Consider the following 19,347-nt stretch of genomic DNA (forward strand, 5'->3'; position numbering starts at 1 on the left):
TCTCTTGAAATATGGAGAAAATGACTTTTTTTATGACGTCCATTCGGTTTGATCGAGTTGTGCTTTGGTTTCGTTCTGTTGCTTCTTGGACTGATTTAAGACAATCACGCCGCAGATGACAAGTGCAAGGCCGATGAAGCCTTTCGTGCTGATGGTTTCGTTAAACAGCACAAGTCCTACAAGAGCGGTAAGGGCTGTTCCAACGCCAGACCAGGTTGCATAGGCAGACGAAAGCTCAATGGTTTTTAGTGCCAAACTGAGGAAAGTAAAGGCGCAGCCAAATCCGATCAGTACCCCAATACTCGGTAGCAGCTGCGTAAAGCCTTGTGAAAGCTTCAGCATTGTACTGCCAAAAACCTCCGTTAAAATGGCTCCTGTTAAGTAGAGCATTCCTTTTATGATCTCTCACATCCTTTATGACATATTCAATAGTACGACCCCTGAGACAAGCATCGCCATGCCAATGACTGCTTTTTGGTTCAAGGTTTCTTTGAAAAAGAGCACGCCAAAAATAGCCGTGAGGACCGTACCAACCCCAGACCATGTTGCATAAGACATGCTAAGTGGAATGATGTTCAGCGTCAATGACAGCATATAAAAAGCAAGTGTATAGCCAGCCACTACGGCAGCGCTAGGCTTCCAGCGCGTAAAGCCATTTGATAATTTTAACATCGCGGCGCCAATGGCTTCTGAAAAAATGGCAACAGCCAAAAAAAGATATCCGAGGATCATGATCATCCCTCCTCTAATAGGTGTAAAATCCGATGAAGTAAAAGGGTTTTTTCCTCTCTTTTCAGCGGTTCAAGCTGAAACATTTCTGAAAACCATATCCCATCACATGCAAGGCGGATCAGCTGACTCAGTGCAGGATCGCTTATTTCCTCAGCTGCTTTTTCTTTGAACTCCGCATAAAAATCACGCCAAGGTTGCAGCAGCGCATCATCAAATGACATCGTAGCCAGCATACTTGTACATAGCTGGGTCGTATGCTGCATATCTAAATCATGTAATGTGGCCAATATATATGCGCGTACATAAGGCGCTTTTTCGTGTTTGTATGTTTCTTGATACGTCTCGAGCTGCTGACGAAAACAAAGAATCGCATGCTCATTCATTTTTTGGATGAGCTCTTCCTTGCTTGAAAAATGATAAAACAGACCAGCTTTGGTCATATTTGCATGCTCTGCCACCTGCTGAAGGGTGAGCTGGCTGACTCCTTCTTTTAGAATTGTGCTGGCAGCCGCGTCAAAAATTTGCTCTTTTTTGGTTTTAGACATAAAAAAAACACCTACTTTACTGAACAGTCGGTAAAGTAAATGTTAACCCATGAAAAAAGAGTGTGTCAATCGATTCATTTTATGAACGGATGTTTTCACTTAAACGTCATATTTAATACCAAGGGTATGGTCCATATGGCGGGAATGGCGGATAAGGATATCCAAATCCTGGAGCAAGCAAAGATCCAGCAAGCAGACCGCCAGCAAAACCACCTAAAAATGGAGGTCCAAAGAATCCAGGTCTTCCAAAGCCAAAGCCTGGGCGGCCAAATCCAAAACCGGGTCTCCCAAATCCAAAACCAGGGCGGCCAAACCCAAATCCAAAAGGTCTTCTCATGTCTTCTTGAATAAACGGAGGTGCGTCAAAATAATTCATAATGAAAGGCTCCTTTCTCATAAAATCACTGTAACTGACACCAGTGTATTCCAGTTGCCTACATATGTTTGGGTGAACGCCTAATATAAGGAGGAATGTTGGAAATGGGCCTGTATCCATCTGATTGGGCAAAGTGTCCGCCGCATGCTCATGCATATAAAGCACGTACGGATGTAACAGAGGGGCATTATCATTTAATAGAAGGTATTTCTCAGCCTGTGAATGGAAGCAATACCGACCGGCATACTCATTTTTATCGCGGAATCACCTCCTTTGAAAGAGGACATTTCCACAGGTACTACGGGGTCACAGGGCCTGCAATTCCAAGAGTGGATGGAACACATTATCACGAGATCGAGGAAGTCACCTATTCAGCCTATCTCGATTCTGTACCCATCCCATATGGAGGTGTCGTCTATAGTCCAGATGAGAAGCGGCCAACCCATAAGCATCGTTTAAAAGGAAAAACATATGAAGTGGTTGGAAATGAACCGCTTGGCTGGTGATGGGCAGGATATAGGAGAGTAAGAAAAGTTATGCTATACTGTAGGCAGTTTTGTAAAAGTGAGTGATGTTATGAATAAAGCGAAGCAGCCAGTAATCGTGTTAGTAGGGCCGACAGCTGTCGGCAAAACCAAATTGAGCATTGATATAGCCAAAGCATTTAATGGAGAGATTATCAGCGGGGATTCGATGCAGATTTATAAAGGGATGGATATCGGAACAGCTAAAATCACCCCCGAAGAAATGAATGGCATCCCGCACCATTTAATTGATATTAAACAGCCGGACGAATCTTTTTCGACAGCTGAATTTCAGCAGCTGGTTCGTTCGAAGATCAAAGAGATTGCCGCTAGAGGGAAAACGCCAATGATTGTCGGCGGAACAGGCCTCTATATCCAATCTGTTTTATATGATTACACATTTACGGATGAGAAAAGTGATCCTGCTTTTAGAGAAGAAATGACGCTCTTTGAACAGCAGCACGGCGCGCTTTTGCTGCACGAAAAGCTAAAGGCAGTAGATCCTGATGCGGCAAACGCTATTCATCCAAATAACGTCCGCCGCGTGATCCGGGCGCTGGAAGTGATTCATACAACAGGTCAGAAAATGTCTGAGATGCAAAACGGGCATCAAGAAGTTCCTCTTTATGATACAGCCTTCATTGGGCTGAAAATGGATCGAGAGGTTTTGTACGAGCGCATTCATCAAAGAATTGATATGATGATAGATGAGGGCTTAATTGAAGAAGTGAGAGCACTTTATCAATCTGGCTTGAAGGATTGTCAGTCTGTTCAAGCCATTGGTTATAAAGAGCTGTATGCCTATTTTCAAGGTGACTGCTCACTTGATGAAGCCATCCAGCAATTAAAGCAAAATTCCCGTAGATATGCGAAGCGTCAGTTCACGTGGTTCCGTAATAAAATGGCGGTCACTTGGTTTGATATGACACCGCCTTGCCACTTTTCAGACAAAAAAGAGGAAATTTTCGCATATATAGCAGGAAAGCTTGGACTTAAAGCGAAACTGTAGTTATCAGAATCAAGGAGGACGAAACATGAAACCGATTAATATTCAGGAGCAGTTTTTGAATCAGATCCGCAAAGACAATACATTTGTCACAGTATTCTTGCTGAATGGCTTTCAGCTTCGCGGTCAAGTGAAAGGGTTTGACAATTTCACGGTGCTGCTTGAAACAGAAGGGAAGCAGCAGCTTATTTATAAACACGCCATTTCTACATTTGCACCTCAAAAGAATGTAAATCTAGAATTAGAATAGGATATGTTGTATTTAAAATAGCCCCATGCCTCTGCGAATAAACCGGCCGGAACCCGCTACGTTTTTTGTCAGTGCAGAGGGGCTATTTTGTATGCAATGAAACTTTTCTGCCAATTTTCCGTATAATTCCTTATTGGATATTAGAAGGGTGAGGGGATTCATATGGAAAATGCAGAGCTTGAATTAAGAAGGATTAGAGTGATCCTCCTTTTGATTGGAATTGTTGTCTTGTTTGGATCGTGCGCTATCTCAAACATTGAAACGAGACAAGAAAGTTGGAATAACCATTCTCATGAAAATGCAGATGGAGTTTTACCATCATCTGCTGCACTAAAAAATAATCATTTTGCTGTTGTGAAAGATGATCAAGTACATGTGTACCGGTTTGATGAAAAAGAAGGAGAGCTGACTCTCGTTACAACGAAATACATAGATGAATGGGACGACGAAGAATATGATGATGACCTTGATGAAGAAGAGTAAGCACGTAAATTTACAAATGAATGTGAAGCCGCTACACTATAATCATGCATCAGACATCTAGACAGAAAAGGATGAGTTCATGACACATAAAATTAAAATTAATCATTGGGAACAAACTTGTGAAGACGACTCCTGTTTCGAATATGGAACAAGCGTTTCTGTAAATGGGAAAGAATTAGTGAGAGAAGCTTCAATCGTCTCTGCGCTTGAAGCGGTGCTAAAAGAATTAGGTGTTGACGTGGAAATTACAGAAGTGTCAGAAGATTTACAGTGCGATGCCTACAAAAAATAAAACAAAAAGTCTAGTCTACTAAGCGATTTTTTTTCGTGTTATGATAGATTTCGGTTTCAGTTGAATAGGGAGTAGAGCAGTCTATTTTTAGATCCTGTTCTGCTCTATTTATTTGAACGTACGAGTTCGGCTGTGAAGGTTCGGCCGGGTTGGTTGATTTTTTTCGTTTTGAACATCTATATGTTGTGTTTTGAAAAAACATAGTATACTATATATAGTGAATAACGAAATGATCAACAATACTAAAAACTAGGTCGTGATGGAATTGATTCAAATCGTATTTGATTCAAAAACAGGAAATGTTCAACGCTTTTTGGACAAGACCCCTTTTACAGACAAACGAAAATTGACTGGAGAAGAGTTTTTGGATACGCCGTTTATTCTCGTCACCTTTACGACAGGATTTGGACAAGTCCCTAGTACCACTCAGTCCTTTTTAGAGAAAAATGCTCACCTTTTACTAGGTGTTGCGGTGAGTGGCAACAAAGTGTGGGGAGATAATTTTGCAAAAAGCGCCGATACGATTTCTAAACAATATCAAGTTCCTATTTTGCACACCTTTGAACTAAGCGGAACAAAAAGGGATGTTGAATTGTTTACACAGGAGGTAGAAAGAATTGTCACAAAATCAGGTTCCAAAGTGGATACAATTAAATAACGAAATTATGATTCAAAAAGAAGGAAAGTTTCAGTTCGATAAGGACAAAGAAGCTGTACATAGTTATTTCGTAGATTACATTAATCAAAACACGGTCTTTTTTCACAATCTAGAAGAGAAGATTGATTACTTAATAGAAAACGACTACTATGAGGAAGAATTTTTAAGACAATACAGCATGGCAGATATTAAAGAAGTCTTTGAAGCTGCATATGCCAAAAAATTTAGATTCCCATCATTTATGAGTGCGTTTAAGTTTTACAATGACTATGCACTGAAAACAAATGATAAAAAGAAAATCCTTGAACGTTATGAAGACCGCATTTCAGTTGTAGCACTTTTCTTTGCAGGTGGGGATAAAGAAAAAGCACTTGAGTTTGTAGAACTGATGATCAATCAAGAGTACCAGCCAAGTACACCAACCTTCTTGAACGCTGGACGTAAAAGACGCGGTGAACTTGTGAGCTGCTTCTTGCTTGAAGTAAATGACTCACTAAACGATATTTCAAGAGCGATTGATATTTCCATGCAGCTGTCAAAACTAGGCGGCGGCGTCAGTTTGAACCTGTCAAAACTTCGTGCAAAAGGCGAAGCAATCAAAGATGTCGAAAACGCGACAAAAGGTGTCGTCGGCGTGATGAAGCTTCTTGATAATGCATTCAGATATGCAGATCAAATGGGGCAAAGACAAGGATCAGGCAGTGCCTACTTGAATATTTTCCACAGAGATATCAATGATTTCTTAGATACGAAAAAAATCTCTGCCGATGAAGATGTCCGCGTGAAAACTCTGTCTATTGGAGTCGTCATCCCGGATAAATTTATCGAGCTTGCTAGAGAAGATAAAACAGCTTACACTTTCTATCCGCATACAGTCTATAAAGAATATGGACAGCATCTTGATGAGATGGACATGGAAGAAATGTATGACGAGCTTGTAGAAAACCCGAAAGTCAAAAAAGAAAAAGTCAATCCGAGAAAGCTTCTTGAAAAATTGGCTGTTCTACGCTCAGAATCAGGCTATCCATATATCATGTTCCAAGATAATGTAAACAGAGAGCATGCCTTGAACCATATTTCACGAGTGAAATTCTCAAACCTTTGCTCAGAAGTTCTTCAGGCTTCAGAGGTTTCTTCTTACACGGACTATGATCAAGAAGATGAAATCGGTCTTGATATTTCTTGTAACCTTGGTTCATTAAATATCATGAATGTCATGAAAAACAAATCGATCGAAAAAACAGTCAAGCTTGCAACAGACTCACTAACGCTTGTGTCTGAAACAACGGACATTCGCAATGCACCGGCTGTTCGAAAAGCGAACAAAGCGATGAAGTCAATTGGACTTGGCGCGATGAATCTTCACGGGTATTTAGCTCAAAACCAAATTGCCTATGAAAGTGAAGAAGCAAGAGATTTTGCAAATACGTTCTTTATGATGGTGAACTATTATTCAATTAAACGCTCAAGTGAGCTTGCGAAAGAAAAAGGAGAAACATTCCATCGTTATGAAGGCTCTGGCTATGCAACTGGTGAGTACTTCAATAAATACGTGGAAAATGATTTCACACCAAAAACAGAAAAAGCAGCAGCACTATTTGAAGGCATGCACATTCCAACAAAAGAAGACTGGGCCGCACTCAAAGAATTTGTAGCGGAACATGGCATGTATCACAGCTATCGCTTATGTATTGCACCAACAGGTTCCATTTCTTATGTTCAATCGGCAACAGCCTCTGTTATGCCAATTATGGAACGTATCGAAGAAAGAACATACGGCAACAGCAAAACCTATTACCCAATGCCAGGTCTTTCAGCGCAAAACTGGTTCTTCTATAAAGAAGCGTACGATATGGACATGTTTAAAGTGGTCGATATGATCGCAACAATTCAGCAGCACGTCGATCAAGGAATCAGCTTTACACTATTCTTAAAAGATACGATGACAACGCGTGATTTAAACCGCATCGATCTTTATGCACACCATAAAGGCATTAAGACACTTTATTATGCAAGAACGAAGGATACAGGGCAGGAAGGCTGTCTTTCTTGTGTTGTTTGATTAAAGGAGAGTTTAACGTGACAAAAATTTATGATGCAGCCAACTGGTCAAAACACGAAGACGATTTTACACAAATGTTTTACAACCAAAATGTAAAGCAGTTCTGGCTTCCAGAAGAGATTTCCTTAAACGGAGATCTCTTAACATGGAAATATTTAGGTGAAAAAGAGCGAGATACGTATATGAAGGTACTTGCTGGACTGACTTTACTTGATACAGAACAAGGAAATACAGGGATGCCGATTGTTGCTGAACATGTGGACGGCCATCAGCGTAAAGCTGTACTCAACTTTATGGCAATGATGGAAAATGCGGTGCATGCGAAATCATACTCAAATATCTTCATGACACTCGCACCAACTGAAACGATCAGTGAAGTGTTTGAATGGGTCAAGAAGAATAAATTCCTGCAAAAGAAAGCAGATATGATTGTCAGTTTATACCGTTCGATTCAAAAGGACGATCCTATTTCTCTCTTTAAAGCAATGGTTGCTTCTGTTTATTTAGAAAGCTTCCTATTTTATAGTGGTTTTTACTACCCGCTATATTTCTATGGGCAAGGAAAGCTCATGCAAAGCGGTGAAATCATCAACTTAATTTTGCGTGATGAAGCGATTCATGGTGTGTACGTTGGATTATTAGCACAAGAAATTTACAACAAACAAACACCTGACGTGCAAAAAGAGCTGTATGATTTCTCTATTGACCTTTTAAACGAGCTTTATGAAAATGAACTTCATTACACTGAAGATATTTATGACCAAGTCAATTTATCGCATGATGTGAAAAAGTTCATTCGTTACAATGCCAATAAAGCGTTAATGAACCTTGGATTTGCCCCTTACTTTGAAGAAGAAGAGATCAACCCTATTGTATTGAATGGACTCAATACAAAAACAAAGTCGCATGACTTCTTCTCAATGAAAGGGAACGGCTACAAAAAAGCAACAGTTGAGCCGTTAAAAGATGACGATTTCTTCTTTGGAGATGAATCATAAGGAAAGCGTAAAAGTCAAAACGCATCACTCGTTTTGGCTTTTTGCCATTTCTAACAATGTGATAGTTACATACTGGAGGTTACCGAACATGGGAAAAATGGACGAAATCATTTTAGTAGCACCACGCGCACGCGTGTTTCAAAACGAAACACTTGCGTTTAATGGTGTGAACAGTGAAGAGAAAACAATCAGCACCATTATGAAAGAAATCGAAGAGCACTTCGAGCAAATGCGAAGAGGCGATGCAGAAGAAAATCCTGACTTCAAGCAGCCGATTCCTTATGTCGTGATTAAGCGTGAGGACGAAGTGTATGTATACGAAAGACTTCAAGGCGGAGGAGAGACTCGCTTACATCATAAGTTATCTCTTGGCTTTGGGGGGCATATGAACTTCATCGAAGGAAAAAACTTTGCTGAGATTCTAAAAGAAAATACAGATCGTGAGCTGGACGAAGAACTTTCAATTCAAGAAGAAGACAAACTTGAAATGAAAACCCTTGGGTTAATCAATGACGATGACAACAGTGTCGGCCGTGTGCACATCGGACTGTTATCAGCGCTTGAACTATCTCCAGGTGCTCATGTAGAGGTAAAAGAAACAGATCAAATCTCAGGAAAATGGATGAAAGCAGCCGATTTGAAAAAGCCTGAATACTTCGATCGTCTTGAAACATGGTCTCAATTTGTCGTTAACATCTTAGCGTAAATGAATACACAACAAACCGGCTCAGCAGAAGACTTGAGCCGGTTTGTTTCGTTACAACAGCTTCAACTTATTGGAAAACGAATGCGTCGTGACCGGCCTGTTTCAATCTTGCGACGAGATCATCTGCATTTTGCTTTGTACGGAAAGCCCCGGCTTGCACTCGGAACATGCCACCGTCTAATACAACAAACGCGTCAAAGCCTTTGGATTTAAGTGTTGCTGCTAATTCATCTGCATTGGCTTTCACTTTGAAAGCTCCTGCCTGCACTTTATAAAGATTACTTGCTTTTTTTTTCAATTGAAAGGCTTCTTCTAGACCAGTCGCATGAGCGCGAGCGATGCCTTGAAGGAAGGTTGCGTTGCGGAGCTTATTAGCATCAGCTGCCGTATCGATGAAACCATTCTCTGTTAAAATAGCGGGCATAGAAGTTTCTCGAAGAACGTGGAAGTTCGCAGTTTTCTTGCCGCGGTTCGCAAAATCAACCGAGCGGACAATTTCATCATGAAGGGCATTGCGATACGTGGTGGTCGGTGCTGAAACGCCAGGATACACATAGCTTTCAAACCCTGTGCCCCCGCCAGCATTAATATGAATAGACACGAAATAGTTTGCCCCCCAGCTGTTTGCCGCATTCGTACGCTGGGACAAAGTGACGGATTGGTCAGTTGAACGACTTAAGCGGACGGAAACCCCATCATATTCACTAATCAAAATGTCTCTTAATAAAAGCGCGATTTGAAGTGTTATATTTTTCTCCAAAAGTCCATTAGCACTAGCTCCAGAATCTGTTCCTCCGTGGCCAGGATCAATAAAAATTTTCACCATCTATTCATCACCTCGTCTTTATTTTATGAGAAAATAGAAGAATTGCCTGTACAAAATGCGGAAATCATTGAGACTCTTTTCTGCATCATTTGTGATTAAAAAGCTACATTTTTCTAAGAAAAAGCAAATTGTTGGTTTGTCCGCCCAAACGGGATGAATACAATGGAAATAGCACATCATTTCCTGGGAAACCGCAGAAATCCCTACAATATTCGGTATCTCGGGTCATTTTGACAGCAAACTTGGGCTTAAGCGGGCGATTGTCACGATTACAGCTCCACCCGAATAGAATAAAGAGAGAAGAGCGAGAGGTGAATACGTTGGAGCGAGCTGTCACATATAAAAACAACGGCCAAATCAATATTATACTTAACGGACAAAAGCAAGTATTGGTTGATGCAGACTCAGAGGCAGAATACCTAGAAGCCTTGCAGAAAAATGAGGCAAAACACAGCATCTTACGGGAAATAGAGCGTGAAATGAACAGCCTTGTCGGTATGGATGAAATGAAACGAAACATAAAAGAGATTTATGCTTGGATTTTTGTTAATCAAAAACGGCAGGAACAAGGGTTAAAGGTAGGAAAACAAGCGCTTCATATGATGTTCAAAGGAAATCCTGGCACAGGAAAAACCACAGTTGCAAGACTTGTCGGGAAGCTTTTCTTTGAAATGAATGTGCTCTCAAAGGGTCACTTAATTGAAGCAGAACGAGGTGATCTTGTTGGAGAGTACATTGGTCATACAGCGCAAAAAACAAGGGATTTAATTAAAAAATCATTAGGTGGTATTTTGTTCATTGACGAAGCCTATTCTCTTGCACGCGGAGGAGAAAAGGATTTTGGAAAAGAAGCGATTGATACCCTTGTAAAACATATGGAGGACAAACAGCACGAATTCATTCTCATTCTTGCTGGCTACTCCAAGGAAATGGATCATTTTCTTTCTTTAAACCCCGGCCTGCAATCAAGATTTCCAATCAACATCAGCTTTCCTGATTATACAGTCGATCAGCTCATGGATATTGCAAAACGAATGATGGCAGACAGAGAATATGTATTTACACAAGAAGCCGAATGGAAGCTGCGGGATTATTTAATGCACATTAAAAGTACCACAAGCCCGGCAAAATTCAGCAACGGCCGGTTTGTGCGAAACACCATTGAAAAAGCCATACGAACCCAGGCGATGAGACTGCTTCTTGTGGATCATTATGATAAAAAAGATCTGCTGACCATTAAAAGTCACGATCTTCAAATGAAAGAGGATACGCCTTCTTGAAATGGCGTATCCTTTTTATAAAGAGTCACTAAAATAAACCATCCGAATAGTGGTATACGTGTGATGTGTTTGGTATGATGGTACTACTGAAAACTTAAGTACAGAAAGGAAACAACTAACGTTGAATGAACATGAAATGACTGAAAAAGCGATCCTTGTCGGCTGCCAATTGCCGCATGTAACGGATGAACGCTTTCAATACTCAATGGAAGAATTAGCTTCCTTAACTAAAACCGCTGGCGGTGAAGCTGTCAGCGTGATGACGCAGAAGAGAAATAGACAAGACAGTGCAACGTATATCGGGAAAGGGAAAGTAGAAGAACTTGAAGTGCTTTGCGAGGAACTCGAATGTGATGTCATTATTTTTAATGACGAGCTTTCTCCAAGCCAGCTAAAAGCTTTGGCGACTGCTTTAGATGTAAAAATTATTGATCGTACGCAACTGATTTTAGATATCTTTGCAAAAAGAGCCCGTACAAGAGAGGGGAAGCTGCAAATAGAGCTTGCCCAGCTTCAGTATGCCTTGCCGAGACTAAGTGGACAAGGGATCAGCCTTTCAAGACAAGGGGGCGGAATTGGCGCAAGAGGTCCAGGTGAAACAAAACTTGAAACAGACAGACGCCATATTCGAAACCGCATTCATGAAATTAACGGGCAGTTATCTGCAGTCAAAGAACACCGAACAAGATACCGGGAGCGCCGAAAGAAAAATGGTGTGTTCCAAATTGCCATTGTCGGGTATACGAATGCCGGAAAATCAACTTTGTTTAACCAATTAACAGAAGCGGATAGTCATGAAGAGGACCTGCTGTTTGCGACACTTGATCCAATGACACGTAAGATGACATTAGAATCTGGCTACAGTGTGCTGATTTCAGATACAGTTGGCTTTATCCAAGACCTTCCGACCACACTGATTGCCGCATTTCGTTCCACCCTTGAAGAAGTGAAGGAAGCCGATTACTTGCTTCATGTCATCGACTCTTCTAATGAGGATTATGAAGGGCACGAACGAACGGTTCATGAGCTTTTAGAAGAATTAGAAGCGGACCGAATTCCGATGCTGACTGTTTATAACAAGGAAGATCAAATTAGACCAGATTTCATCCCATCTTCAAAGCATCGCCACATCTTAATCAGTGCTAAGCGCAAGGAAGATGTAAAAAGGTTAAAAGCGGATATTATGGCCGAGCTGAAAAAAGCCTTTTTAAAGCCATATCATGTAAAGATTCCAGCGCATGAAGGCAAGCTCATTTCCGCATTAAAATCAGAAACGCTTGTGGAATCACTAGAATTTCAAAAAGAAGCAGAAATATATGACATCACCGGATATAGTGGTGAGGATCAGACCATTTTAGGTCAAATCAAGAAGTATATGTTGGAAAGGAATTAAATCAAGATGTTTCACACATTAAAACACGGCAGTATTTTAGAAAAAGCAGCAGCAGAAACAGAACAAGAGATTTTACACGTGCATCAGCAAATTGATCAAAAGAGCGAACAAAATGAGTGGCGGGTGCTTGAAAGCTATCGAAAGCACAAAGTCAGTGACTCTCACTTTAATCCGACGACTGGATATGGCTACGATGATATGGGGAGAGACACATTAGAAAAGATTTATGCGGATGTCTTCGGAGGAGAAAGCGGACTTGTGCGTCCGCAAATTATTTCCGGTACACATGCAATTTCCATTGCCTTATTTGGTGTGCTGAGACCTGGCGATGAATTGATCTATATGACGGGAAAACCATACGATACGCTAGAAGAAATTGTCGGGATTCGCGGGAAAAGAGGGACAGGCTCATTAAAAGACTTCCAGATTGACTACAAAGCCATTGATTTACGACAAGATGGATCCGTCGATTATGAGAAAGTAAAAGAGTCGATTTCCTCTAAAACAAAAGTCATCGGCATTCAGCGTTCAAAAGGCTATGCGTCAAGACCATCCTTTACTATAGAAGAAATTGAGCAAATGATTTCATTTGTGAAAGAGATTAATGAAGAAATCATTGTGTTTGTAGATAACTGTTATGGTGAATTTACTGAATTAAAAGAGCCATGTCATGTCGGAGCTGACCTCATGGCCGGTTCACTCATTAAAAACCCAGGCGGAGGCCTTGCCAAAACAGGCGGCTATATCGTTGGAAAAGAAAAATGGGTAGAAGCTTGCTCTTATCGAATGACATCTCCAGGCATCGGCAGTGAAGCGGGTGCATCGCTGTATGCGCTCCAAGAAATGTATCAAGGCTTTTTCTTGGCGCCGCATGTTGTGGCTCAAAGCTTAAAAGGCGCAGTGTTTACGGCTCGTTTTCTTGAGAAGCTCGGATTCCAAACAAACCCGGCGTGGAATGCGAAAAGAACGGATTTGATTCAATCAGTCGAATTTGGGGATCCTAAAAAAATGATTGCTTTCTGTCAGGCAATCCAGTATGCATCTCCGATTAATAGTCACGTCACACCACATGCAAGCTATATGCCAGGCTACGAAGACGATGTCATTATGGCAGCGGGCACCTTTGTACAAGGAGCCAGTATCGAATTATCAGCCGATGGTCCGATCAGACCGCCTTATACTGCCTACGTTCAAGGCGGTCTCACGTATGCCCATGTGAAAAATGCGATTTGCAGTGCTGTCGATGCCTTATTGGAACAAGGCTTTGTTGAAGTGCCTGCTCAATAAAAAAATCCATGTTAATATTCCTAACATCTTGTTGACACATAATATAACATGACATATAATAAATTTAAGCAAAGAGGAGGAGACAGTTGAGATGAGTGATAACATTCGCCGCTCAATGCCTTTATTCCCAATTGGGATTGTCATGCAGCTAACAGAATTATCTGCAAGACAAATTCGCTATTATGAGGAAAATGGTTTAGTATTTCCAGCAAGAAGTGATGGAAACCGCCGATTATTTTCTTTTCATGATGTTGATAAATTACTAGAAATTAAAAACCTCATCGAACAAGGTGTAAACATGGCAGGAATCAAAAAGCTTTTTGCCAAAGCTGAGGCAGAAAATCCATCGTCTGCTACAAAGACGGAGGAAAAAGCTACAGCTAAGCACAACTTGACAGATGATGAACTCAGGAAGCTACTGAAGAAGGAACTCATTCAGGCTGGACGTTTCCAACAAGGAACGACCTTTAGGCAGGGGGATATGTCAAGGTTCTTCCGTTAACCAATTAGCAAAAGCATTGCTATACACATTTTACCTTTTGTAGGGGAGGAGTTTTACGAAATGGCAAAGTACACAAGAGAAGATATCGTAAAATTAGTAAATGAGGAAAACGTAAAGTACATCCGTCTGCAATTTACAGACATTCTCGGAACGATTAAAAATGTTGAGATTCCTGTGAGCCAGTTAGAAAAAGCTCTCGATAACAAATGTATGTTTGACGGTTCATCTATTGAAGGATTCGTACGTATCGAAGAATCAGATATGTATCTATACCCAGATCTAAACACATTTGTTATTTTCCCTTGGACAGCAGAAAAAGGTAAAGTTGCACGCTTTATTTGTGACATTTATAAGCCAGACGGGACACCATTTGATGGAGACCCGCGTAACAACTTAAAGCGTATCTTAAAGGAAATGGAAGAACTAGGATTTAGTGATTTCAACCTTGGACCTGAGCCAGAATTCTTCTTATTTAAATTAGATGAAAAAGGCGAACCAACGCTTGAACTAAATGATAAAGGCGGATACTTTGACCTTGCGCCAACAGATCTAGGCGAAAACTGCCGCCGTGATATCGTGCTAGAGCTTGAAGAAATGGGCTTTGAAATTGAAGCATCTCACCACGAAGTAGCACCAGGGCAGCACGAAATTGATTTCAAATATGCAGGCGCGATCCGTTCTTGTGATGACATTCAAACGTTCAAACTCGTTGTCAAAACCATTGCGAGAAAACACGGTCTTCATGCGACATTCATGCCAAAACCATTGTTCGGTGTAAACGGATCTGGTATGCACTGTAACCTATCATTATTCAAAAATGGCAAAAACGCATTCTTTGATGAAAAAGCAGATTTACAATTAAGCGAGACTGCTAGACACTTTATCGCAGGTATCGTCAAGCACGCAACAAGCTTTACAGCGGTCACAAACCCAACGGTTAACTCTTACAAGCGTCTTGTACCTGGCTATGAAGCACCTTGCTATGTGGCATGGAGTGCACAAAACCGAAGCCCATTGATCCGTATCCCGGCATCACGCGGCATCAGCACACGTGTAGAAGTGCGCAGCGTAGACCCATCTGCAAACCCATACCTTGCACTAAGCGTATTACTTGCAGCAGGTCTTGACGGAATCAAAAACAAACTAGAAGCACCAGCCCCAATCGACAGAAATATCTATGTCATGGACAAAGAAGAGCGTCTTGAAAACGGCATCTCTGACCTTCCTGCAACACTTGCAGAAGCACTCGAGCTGCTGAAATCAAACGAAGTCATGATCAACGCACTAGGCGATCACCTATTCGAGCACTTCATCGAATCAAAAGAAATTGAATGGGATATGTTCCGCACCCAAGTACACCCATGGGAACGCGATCAGTATATGTCTCAGTATTAATAAAAAACCCCTTGGAGCCATTGGCTTCAGGGGGTTTTTGTTTTTTGGGGTATAACGAAGGGCATAGATGAGCATTTTCGGTGTGGCTGCTTGTTTAAGCATACGTTCATATGCATTGAATAAAAATGATTTCGGTAGGGGATATCCATCTTTCAATTAGAGTTACTAAATTCAACTCATACAGGTAAACGTCATTAAGAACGAGTCTAGCGTCATGTTATGAGCCGTATTGATGTAAAGGTTTTGGGTCTCAATAGATCATTTGATTTTTTGCTCTAAAATCAAGAGTTTTAATTATCAGTAAAAGACTCTGGTTGCTGTATACTTCTATCCGGGATATTAAAACAAATGTACCCCATCTTGAACCGGATGGGGTAGCTGTATCAATAAATTCAATTTTTGTCTTGTGTAATAAAGTTTGTTTTATTTTAATATTTAATAATTGTTCTTCCTAAATGTTGGCCATTTTTAATGGCTTCAATTTTTTCAGGTAACGTATCGAGAGTAATCTCATTGACTAGAGTCGTTTGGGAGATATTCCATTCGTTTGCTATCTCGTTCCAAATTACTTTGCGTTTATTGATTGGCACATTTACAGAATCGATCCCCAGAAGGTTGATCCCTCTTAAAATAAAAGGTAACACAGTTGTTGTTAATTTAATTCCACCTGCATTTCCGCACATGCTCATGCTTCCACCGTAAGAAATTTGAGGGATTAATACAGAAGCTACATCTCCTCCAACAGTATCTAATACGAAGTCAAATTTTTGCTTGTTTAATGGTTTTTTTAACTCTCCTAACTGGTTTGCAAAAATGACATCATTTGCTCCTAAAGATTTTGCTATGTCAACTTGATTATCTTTACGCACTAAAGCAAAGATATTTTTGTACCCAATTTTAGATAATAATTGTATAGAGATGCTACCAACTCCACCAGTTGAGCCCGTAACGAGTATATTAGGTTGATTTTTTGTATTCATACCATTTTCCTGTAAAGCCATGATCGAAAGAGCAGCAGTAAAGCCTGCTGTTCCAAAAATCATTGCTTCTTTTAAAGTCAAGTTATTTGGCAAAGGAACAATCCAATCCGCAGGTACTCTAGCATATTCTGAAAAACCTCCAGTGTGGCTCATGCCCAATGCGAAACCTGTGACAATAACTTGTTGACCCTCTACGAAACGATTATCTGTTGTATGAACGATAGTTCCACTTAGATCAATTCCGGGAATCATTGGATAGTTACGAATAACACCTCCATTTTTTTGAACGGCCAGCATATCTTTATAATTGATTGAAGAATATGCAACTTTAATTAATACTTCTCCCTCAGATAAATCATTAACACTTACATTTTGAGGATCGTAACTAACTTGATCATTTTTTTCTGTAACTAGAATCGCTTTAAATGAATCCATTATTTATCTTCCTCTCTAAAAATATATTATGACAAAACATTTCCGGTGCAAAAGTATTTCAATTAAAAAACTACCATGATATTATAGGTAAAGTCAATGTGGGGGAGATACGATGGAATTATCAGAGTGCATAAATTTTTTACTAAGTGTTAGTCAAAATAAAGTGTTTAAGTACTTTAGTAAGCTTTTAGAGGAATGTGATTTGACACCCGCTCAATATGGTGTGTTGAACTGTTTGTGGAGAGAGGGCCAGCTATCTCCCAAACAAATTGGAGAACTTGTGTATTTAGAAGCCTCAACAGTTTCTGGAATTTTAGATAAAATGCAAAAAGCTGACTTAATTGAACGCACAATAGATCCAAAAAATCGAAGAAATATTTTAGTAGATGCTACTCAAAAATCTTTAGTCATTAGAGATAAAGTTGAAGCAGCAACAATTGAGCTGAACAAAACAGCGCTTCAAAACTTGTCAAAACATGATAAGGTTGTGCTAAAGAAAGCATTGAATACAATTATAAATAATTTTCAATGATGTATTTTTATAAACAAGCTTCATATTAAATCCATAACCGCAAAAAAGCTCTTTTACTGGAGCCTTTTTGCGGTTTCTGTTCGATGATTTGTAAATTTCTGCAAGTCATAATAAATGTCACATAAGGAGATTTGGTGGAAGGAGAGTGAGGCATGGAGACAGTTCTTTCACATGTTGGTGTGAAAATAAATGAATGGTATAAAATGATCCGGCAATTCAGTGTTCCAGACGCAGAGATTTTGAAAGCTGAGGTAGAACAAAAGATTGAATAAATAGAAGAAGACCAGGATTTACTGATCTACTATCAATTAATTTGCTTCCGCCATCAGCTTATGCTTGTTAATATAAAATCCTCACAGCAGCGGTCTTTATCTATTGCAGACTTCGTTGATAAAATCGAAAAGTCGAATCATCAACTTTCTGGTATGCTGCAATACTAAAAATTATCCAGAGACAGTTAACCATCTTCGGTAGCAAAAAGCCTAAAAGCTGTTTGAATAAAGGCATCTGTTGCTTTGGATATATCTTTCATATCAAGCACTGCAATATTGATATCTCTGAACGTATCTGGTGTTAATTCACGAAAAACGACTTGGTCTGGCAGTGACCAAATATTTTTTTTAGTTGTAATGGTTATTCCTAAACCTTCTTGTATCATACTTAATCCTGTCTCTATATACTCCATTTCAAACCGAACGTGAGGAGTTACGTTATACTTTTTAAATAAATCATGAACTTGTACCTCATAACCCCCTTTCCCCAATAGTATATCTTCACCTTGTAAGTCGGGAATACTTATTATTTCTTTCTGATATAAAGGATGGCTTGAATGCATCAGTACAATCAGTTGATCTTTCATTAAATGTACGGTATCAAAATCTTTATCAGGAGGAATAATAATGCCCACATCAATGTATTTAGAACGTAACCACTCTTTAACTTGATCTACACTCCCTTCTGAAAGTTTGATTTCTAGGCCTGGATATTGATTCTCCATTGCACGTATGATTTTAGGAATAAATCTAGTACAAGCAGTTCGGTAAGCTCCTATATGTATCTTCCCAATCTCTAACCCTTGTTCAGCTGCAACTAATTCATCTACTTTTTGTAATTCACTTAGAACCTTCCTGAAAATAACTAATATACGTTCTCCTATATCTGTGAAAAATAAGCCATTTTTCTTATCTCTTTCAATTAACTTTGTTCCTAGTTGCGATTCAATTGTAGCTACGGCTCGACTTACAGCCGGCTGTGTCATATGTAATTCCTCACCGGCTTTTGTAAAACTTCCTGTTTCAGAAATTTGGACAATTAGTTGAATTTGCGATCTATTCATAGCGTTTTTGTTATCTCCTGTATGATTAATATGCATTTCATTTATATTGGAACTTAATGTACCATAAAAGAAAATAGAACTTCAAGATATAATCCGAGACAATAAGTGAGGCTAATCATACTCATTAAGGTGATGATCATCATAACCTTATCATTTTGGGTTTGAATTTTATAGGAGGATTAACGTGAAAAATATTTTAATCATTAACGCACATGAGTACCATGAGATGGCCAAAGGCCAATTAAACCAGACATTAGTAGAAAGAATGGTAGACAAGCTAAGCCCACTTTATCATGTTAAAACCACAATTGTTGCAAATCACTATGATGTAAAAGAAGAACAGGAAAAATTCAAATGGGCTGATTTTGTGATTATTCAAACACCAGTTTATTGGTATCACTATCCTGCTGCATTTAAGAAGTACATGGATACTGTATATGAGCACGGAATTTTTTATAGAGGGACAGATATTTATGGTGAAGGAGGTTTATTAGAAGGACGTCATTACATGCTTTCTGTTACTTGGGGTGCAGGTGAATGGGTGTTCGATAATCCGATAGAGCAGCCTTTCTTTGAGGGGAAGGAAGTAGACGAGGTCCTAGTTGCAATGCACAAAGCACAGCAATTCATAGGGATGAAACCATTAAAAACACTCTCAAATCATTCGGCGCTCAAGCCTGACATGGAGAAAGTATTTGAAAAGACGGATCAGCATTTAGAAGAGATATTTTCTTTATCTTAAAATGACA

The 19,347-nt window shown here is 39.8% G+C and carries 23 protein-coding genes and 1 pseudogene; 17 read left to right on the plus strand and 7 right to left on the minus strand.

Translation table 11 applies throughout. The features are described 5' to 3' along the window. Window positions 1-30: 30 nt before the first annotated feature. The 4 genes from MHB41_RS08415 to MHB41_RS08430 all read right to left on the minus strand — a co-directional run bounded on the left by MHB41_RS08415 (window position 31) and on the right by MHB41_RS08430 (window position 1,653). Window positions 31-399: a multidrug efflux SMR transporter gene (locus tag MHB41_RS08415; protein WP_034281925.1), complete on the minus strand. Its 369-nt coding sequence runs from the start codon at window positions 397-399 to the stop codon at window positions 31-33. 15 nt (window positions 400-414) lie between these two features. Beyond that, window positions 415-732 carry a multidrug efflux SMR transporter gene (locus MHB41_RS08420; RefSeq protein ID WP_034281927.1) on the minus strand — a complete coding sequence of 106 codons (318 nt, stop codon included), beginning with the start codon at window positions 730-732 and terminating at the stop codon, window positions 415-417. A gap of 2 nt (window positions 733-734) precedes the next feature. Then, on the minus strand, window positions 735-1,277 hold the full coding sequence (locus MHB41_RS08425; RefSeq protein ID WP_034281929.1) for a TetR/AcrR family transcriptional regulator: 543 nt from the start codon (window positions 1,275-1,277) through the stop codon (window positions 735-737). A gap of 112 nt (window positions 1,278-1,389) precedes the next feature. Beyond that, on the minus strand, window positions 1,390-1,653 hold the full coding sequence (locus MHB41_RS08430) for a hypothetical protein (RefSeq protein WP_025093279.1): 264 nt from the start codon (window positions 1,651-1,653) through the stop codon (window positions 1,390-1,392). 104 nt (window positions 1,654-1,757) lie between these two features. Between MHB41_RS08430 and MHB41_RS08435 the strand changes: the two genes are divergently transcribed. The 9 genes from MHB41_RS08435 to MHB41_RS08475 all read left to right on the plus strand — a co-directional run bounded on the left by MHB41_RS08435 (window position 1,758) and on the right by MHB41_RS08475 (window position 8,632). After that, window positions 1,758-2,159: a YmaF family protein gene (locus MHB41_RS08435; protein ID WP_034281930.1), complete on the plus strand. Its 402-nt coding sequence runs from the start codon at window positions 1,758-1,760 to the stop codon at window positions 2,157-2,159. Between the two features lie 70 nt (window positions 2,160-2,229). Beyond that, window positions 2,230-3,186, plus strand: a complete 957-nt coding sequence (gene miaA / locus MHB41_RS08440; protein WP_034281931.1) for a tRNA (adenosine(37)-N6)-dimethylallyltransferase MiaA — start codon at window positions 2,230-2,232, stop codon at window positions 3,184-3,186. 25 nt (window positions 3,187-3,211) lie between these two features. Next, window positions 3,212-3,433: an RNA chaperone Hfq gene (hfq, locus tag MHB41_RS08445; protein WP_024424088.1), complete on the plus strand. Its 222-nt coding sequence runs from the start codon at window positions 3,212-3,214 to the stop codon at window positions 3,431-3,433. Between the two features lie 162 nt (window positions 3,434-3,595). Next, complete coding sequence (locus MHB41_RS08450; RefSeq protein ID WP_024424087.1) at window positions 3,596-3,916, plus strand: YmzC family protein; 321 nt, start codon at window positions 3,596-3,598, stop codon at window positions 3,914-3,916. 79 nt (window positions 3,917-3,995) lie between these two features. Next, window positions 3,996-4,208 (plus strand): hypothetical protein, encoded by a 213-nt coding sequence (locus MHB41_RS08455; RefSeq protein WP_034281933.1) that lies wholly within the window; start codon window positions 3,996-3,998, stop codon window positions 4,206-4,208. A 265-nt stretch (window positions 4,209-4,473) separates the two neighbouring features. Continuing rightward, window positions 4,474-4,866 (plus strand): class Ib ribonucleoside-diphosphate reductase assembly flavoprotein NrdI, encoded by a 393-nt coding sequence (nrdI, locus tag MHB41_RS08460; RefSeq protein ID WP_008360380.1) that lies wholly within the window; start codon window positions 4,474-4,476, stop codon window positions 4,864-4,866. Then, window positions 4,826-6,928 (plus strand): class 1b ribonucleoside-diphosphate reductase subunit alpha, encoded by a 2,103-nt coding sequence (gene nrdE / locus MHB41_RS08465; protein WP_024424086.1) that lies wholly within the window; start codon window positions 4,826-4,828, stop codon window positions 6,926-6,928. The genes nrdI and nrdE overlap by 41 nt, the downstream gene beginning before the upstream one ends. A 17-nt stretch (window positions 6,929-6,945) precedes the next feature. Further along, window positions 6,946-7,926 carry a class 1b ribonucleoside-diphosphate reductase subunit beta gene (gene nrdF, locus MHB41_RS08470; RefSeq protein ID WP_024424085.1) on the plus strand — a complete coding sequence of 327 codons (981 nt, stop codon included), beginning with the start codon at window positions 6,946-6,948 and terminating at the stop codon, window positions 7,924-7,926. Between the two features lie 88 nt (window positions 7,927-8,014). After that, window positions 8,015-8,632, plus strand: coding sequence for a hypothetical protein (locus MHB41_RS08475; RefSeq protein ID WP_024424084.1), 618 nt, complete (start codon window positions 8,015-8,017; stop codon window positions 8,630-8,632). A gap of 67 nt (window positions 8,633-8,699) precedes the next feature. Here the strand turns inward: MHB41_RS08475 and MHB41_RS08480 are convergent, their stop codons facing one another. Beyond that, window positions 8,700-9,458: an N-acetylmuramoyl-L-alanine amidase gene (locus MHB41_RS08480; RefSeq protein ID WP_061109893.1), complete on the minus strand. Its 759-nt coding sequence runs from the start codon at window positions 9,456-9,458 to the stop codon at window positions 8,700-8,702. A gap of 320 nt (window positions 9,459-9,778) precedes the next feature. Here MHB41_RS08480 and spoVK point away from each other — a divergent pair, with 320 nt between their 5' ends. The 5 genes from spoVK to glnA all read left to right on the plus strand — a co-directional run bounded on the left by spoVK (window position 9,779) and on the right by glnA (window position 15,315). Further along, entirely contained in the window at window positions 9,779-10,738 is a 960-nt protein-coding gene (gene spoVK / locus MHB41_RS08485; RefSeq protein WP_024424083.1) for a stage V sporulation protein K, read from the plus strand. Window positions 10,739-10,859: 121 nt separating this feature from the next. After that, a complete protein-coding gene (gene hflX, locus MHB41_RS08490; protein WP_024427043.1) occupies window positions 10,860-12,131 on the plus strand; it encodes a GTPase HflX in 1,272 nt (423 codons plus the stop codon). 6 nt (window positions 12,132-12,137) lie between these two features. After that, a complete protein-coding gene (locus tag MHB41_RS08495) occupies window positions 12,138-13,418 on the plus strand; it encodes an aminotransferase class I/II-fold pyridoxal phosphate-dependent enzyme (protein ID WP_267542753.1) in 1,281 nt (426 codons plus the stop codon). Between the two features lie 91 nt (window positions 13,419-13,509). Continuing rightward, a complete protein-coding gene (locus MHB41_RS08500; protein ID WP_024427045.1) occupies window positions 13,510-13,920 on the plus strand; it encodes a MerR family transcriptional regulator in 411 nt (136 codons plus the stop codon). 60 nt (window positions 13,921-13,980) lie between these two features. Next, window positions 13,981-15,315, plus strand: a complete 1,335-nt coding sequence (gene glnA / locus MHB41_RS08505) for a type I glutamate--ammonia ligase (RefSeq protein ID WP_024427046.1) — start codon at window positions 13,981-13,983, stop codon at window positions 15,313-15,315. 428 nt (window positions 15,316-15,743) lie between these two features. Here glnA and MHB41_RS08510 read toward each other — a convergent pair whose 3' ends face one another. Next, window positions 15,744-16,730 carry a YhdH/YhfP family quinone oxidoreductase gene (locus MHB41_RS08510; protein WP_061109896.1) on the minus strand — a complete coding sequence of 329 codons (987 nt, stop codon included), beginning with the start codon at window positions 16,728-16,730 and terminating at the stop codon, window positions 15,744-15,746. 112 nt (window positions 16,731-16,842) lie between these two features. Between MHB41_RS08510 and MHB41_RS08515 the strand changes: the two genes are divergently transcribed. Next, a complete protein-coding gene (locus MHB41_RS08515) occupies window positions 16,843-17,262 on the plus strand; it encodes a MarR family transcriptional regulator (protein ID WP_024427048.1) in 420 nt (139 codons plus the stop codon). A gap of 152 nt (window positions 17,263-17,414) precedes the next feature. Continuing rightward, window positions 17,415-17,699, plus strand: a pseudogene (locus MHB41_RS08520) (aspartate phosphatase); the annotation flags it as partial. 20 nt (window positions 17,700-17,719) lie between these two features. On the opposite strand, the gene MHB41_RS08525 reads toward MHB41_RS08520, so the two are convergent. Further along, window positions 17,720-18,598: a LysR family transcriptional regulator gene (locus tag MHB41_RS08525; protein ID WP_061109897.1), complete on the minus strand. Its 879-nt coding sequence runs from the start codon at window positions 18,596-18,598 to the stop codon at window positions 17,720-17,722. A 184-nt stretch (window positions 18,599-18,782) separates the two neighbouring features. Here MHB41_RS08525 and MHB41_RS08530 point away from each other — a divergent pair, with 184 nt between their 5' ends. Beyond that, window positions 18,783-19,340: an NAD(P)H-dependent oxidoreductase gene (locus MHB41_RS08530; protein ID WP_024427050.1), complete on the plus strand. Its 558-nt coding sequence runs from the start codon at window positions 18,783-18,785 to the stop codon at window positions 19,338-19,340. Window positions 19,341-19,347 lie beyond the last annotated feature (7 nt).

The organism is Bacillus sp. FSL H7-0578 (assembly GCF_038630855.1).
Lineage (GTDB): Bacteria > Bacillota > Bacilli > Bacillales > Bacillaceae > Bacillus > Bacillus safensis.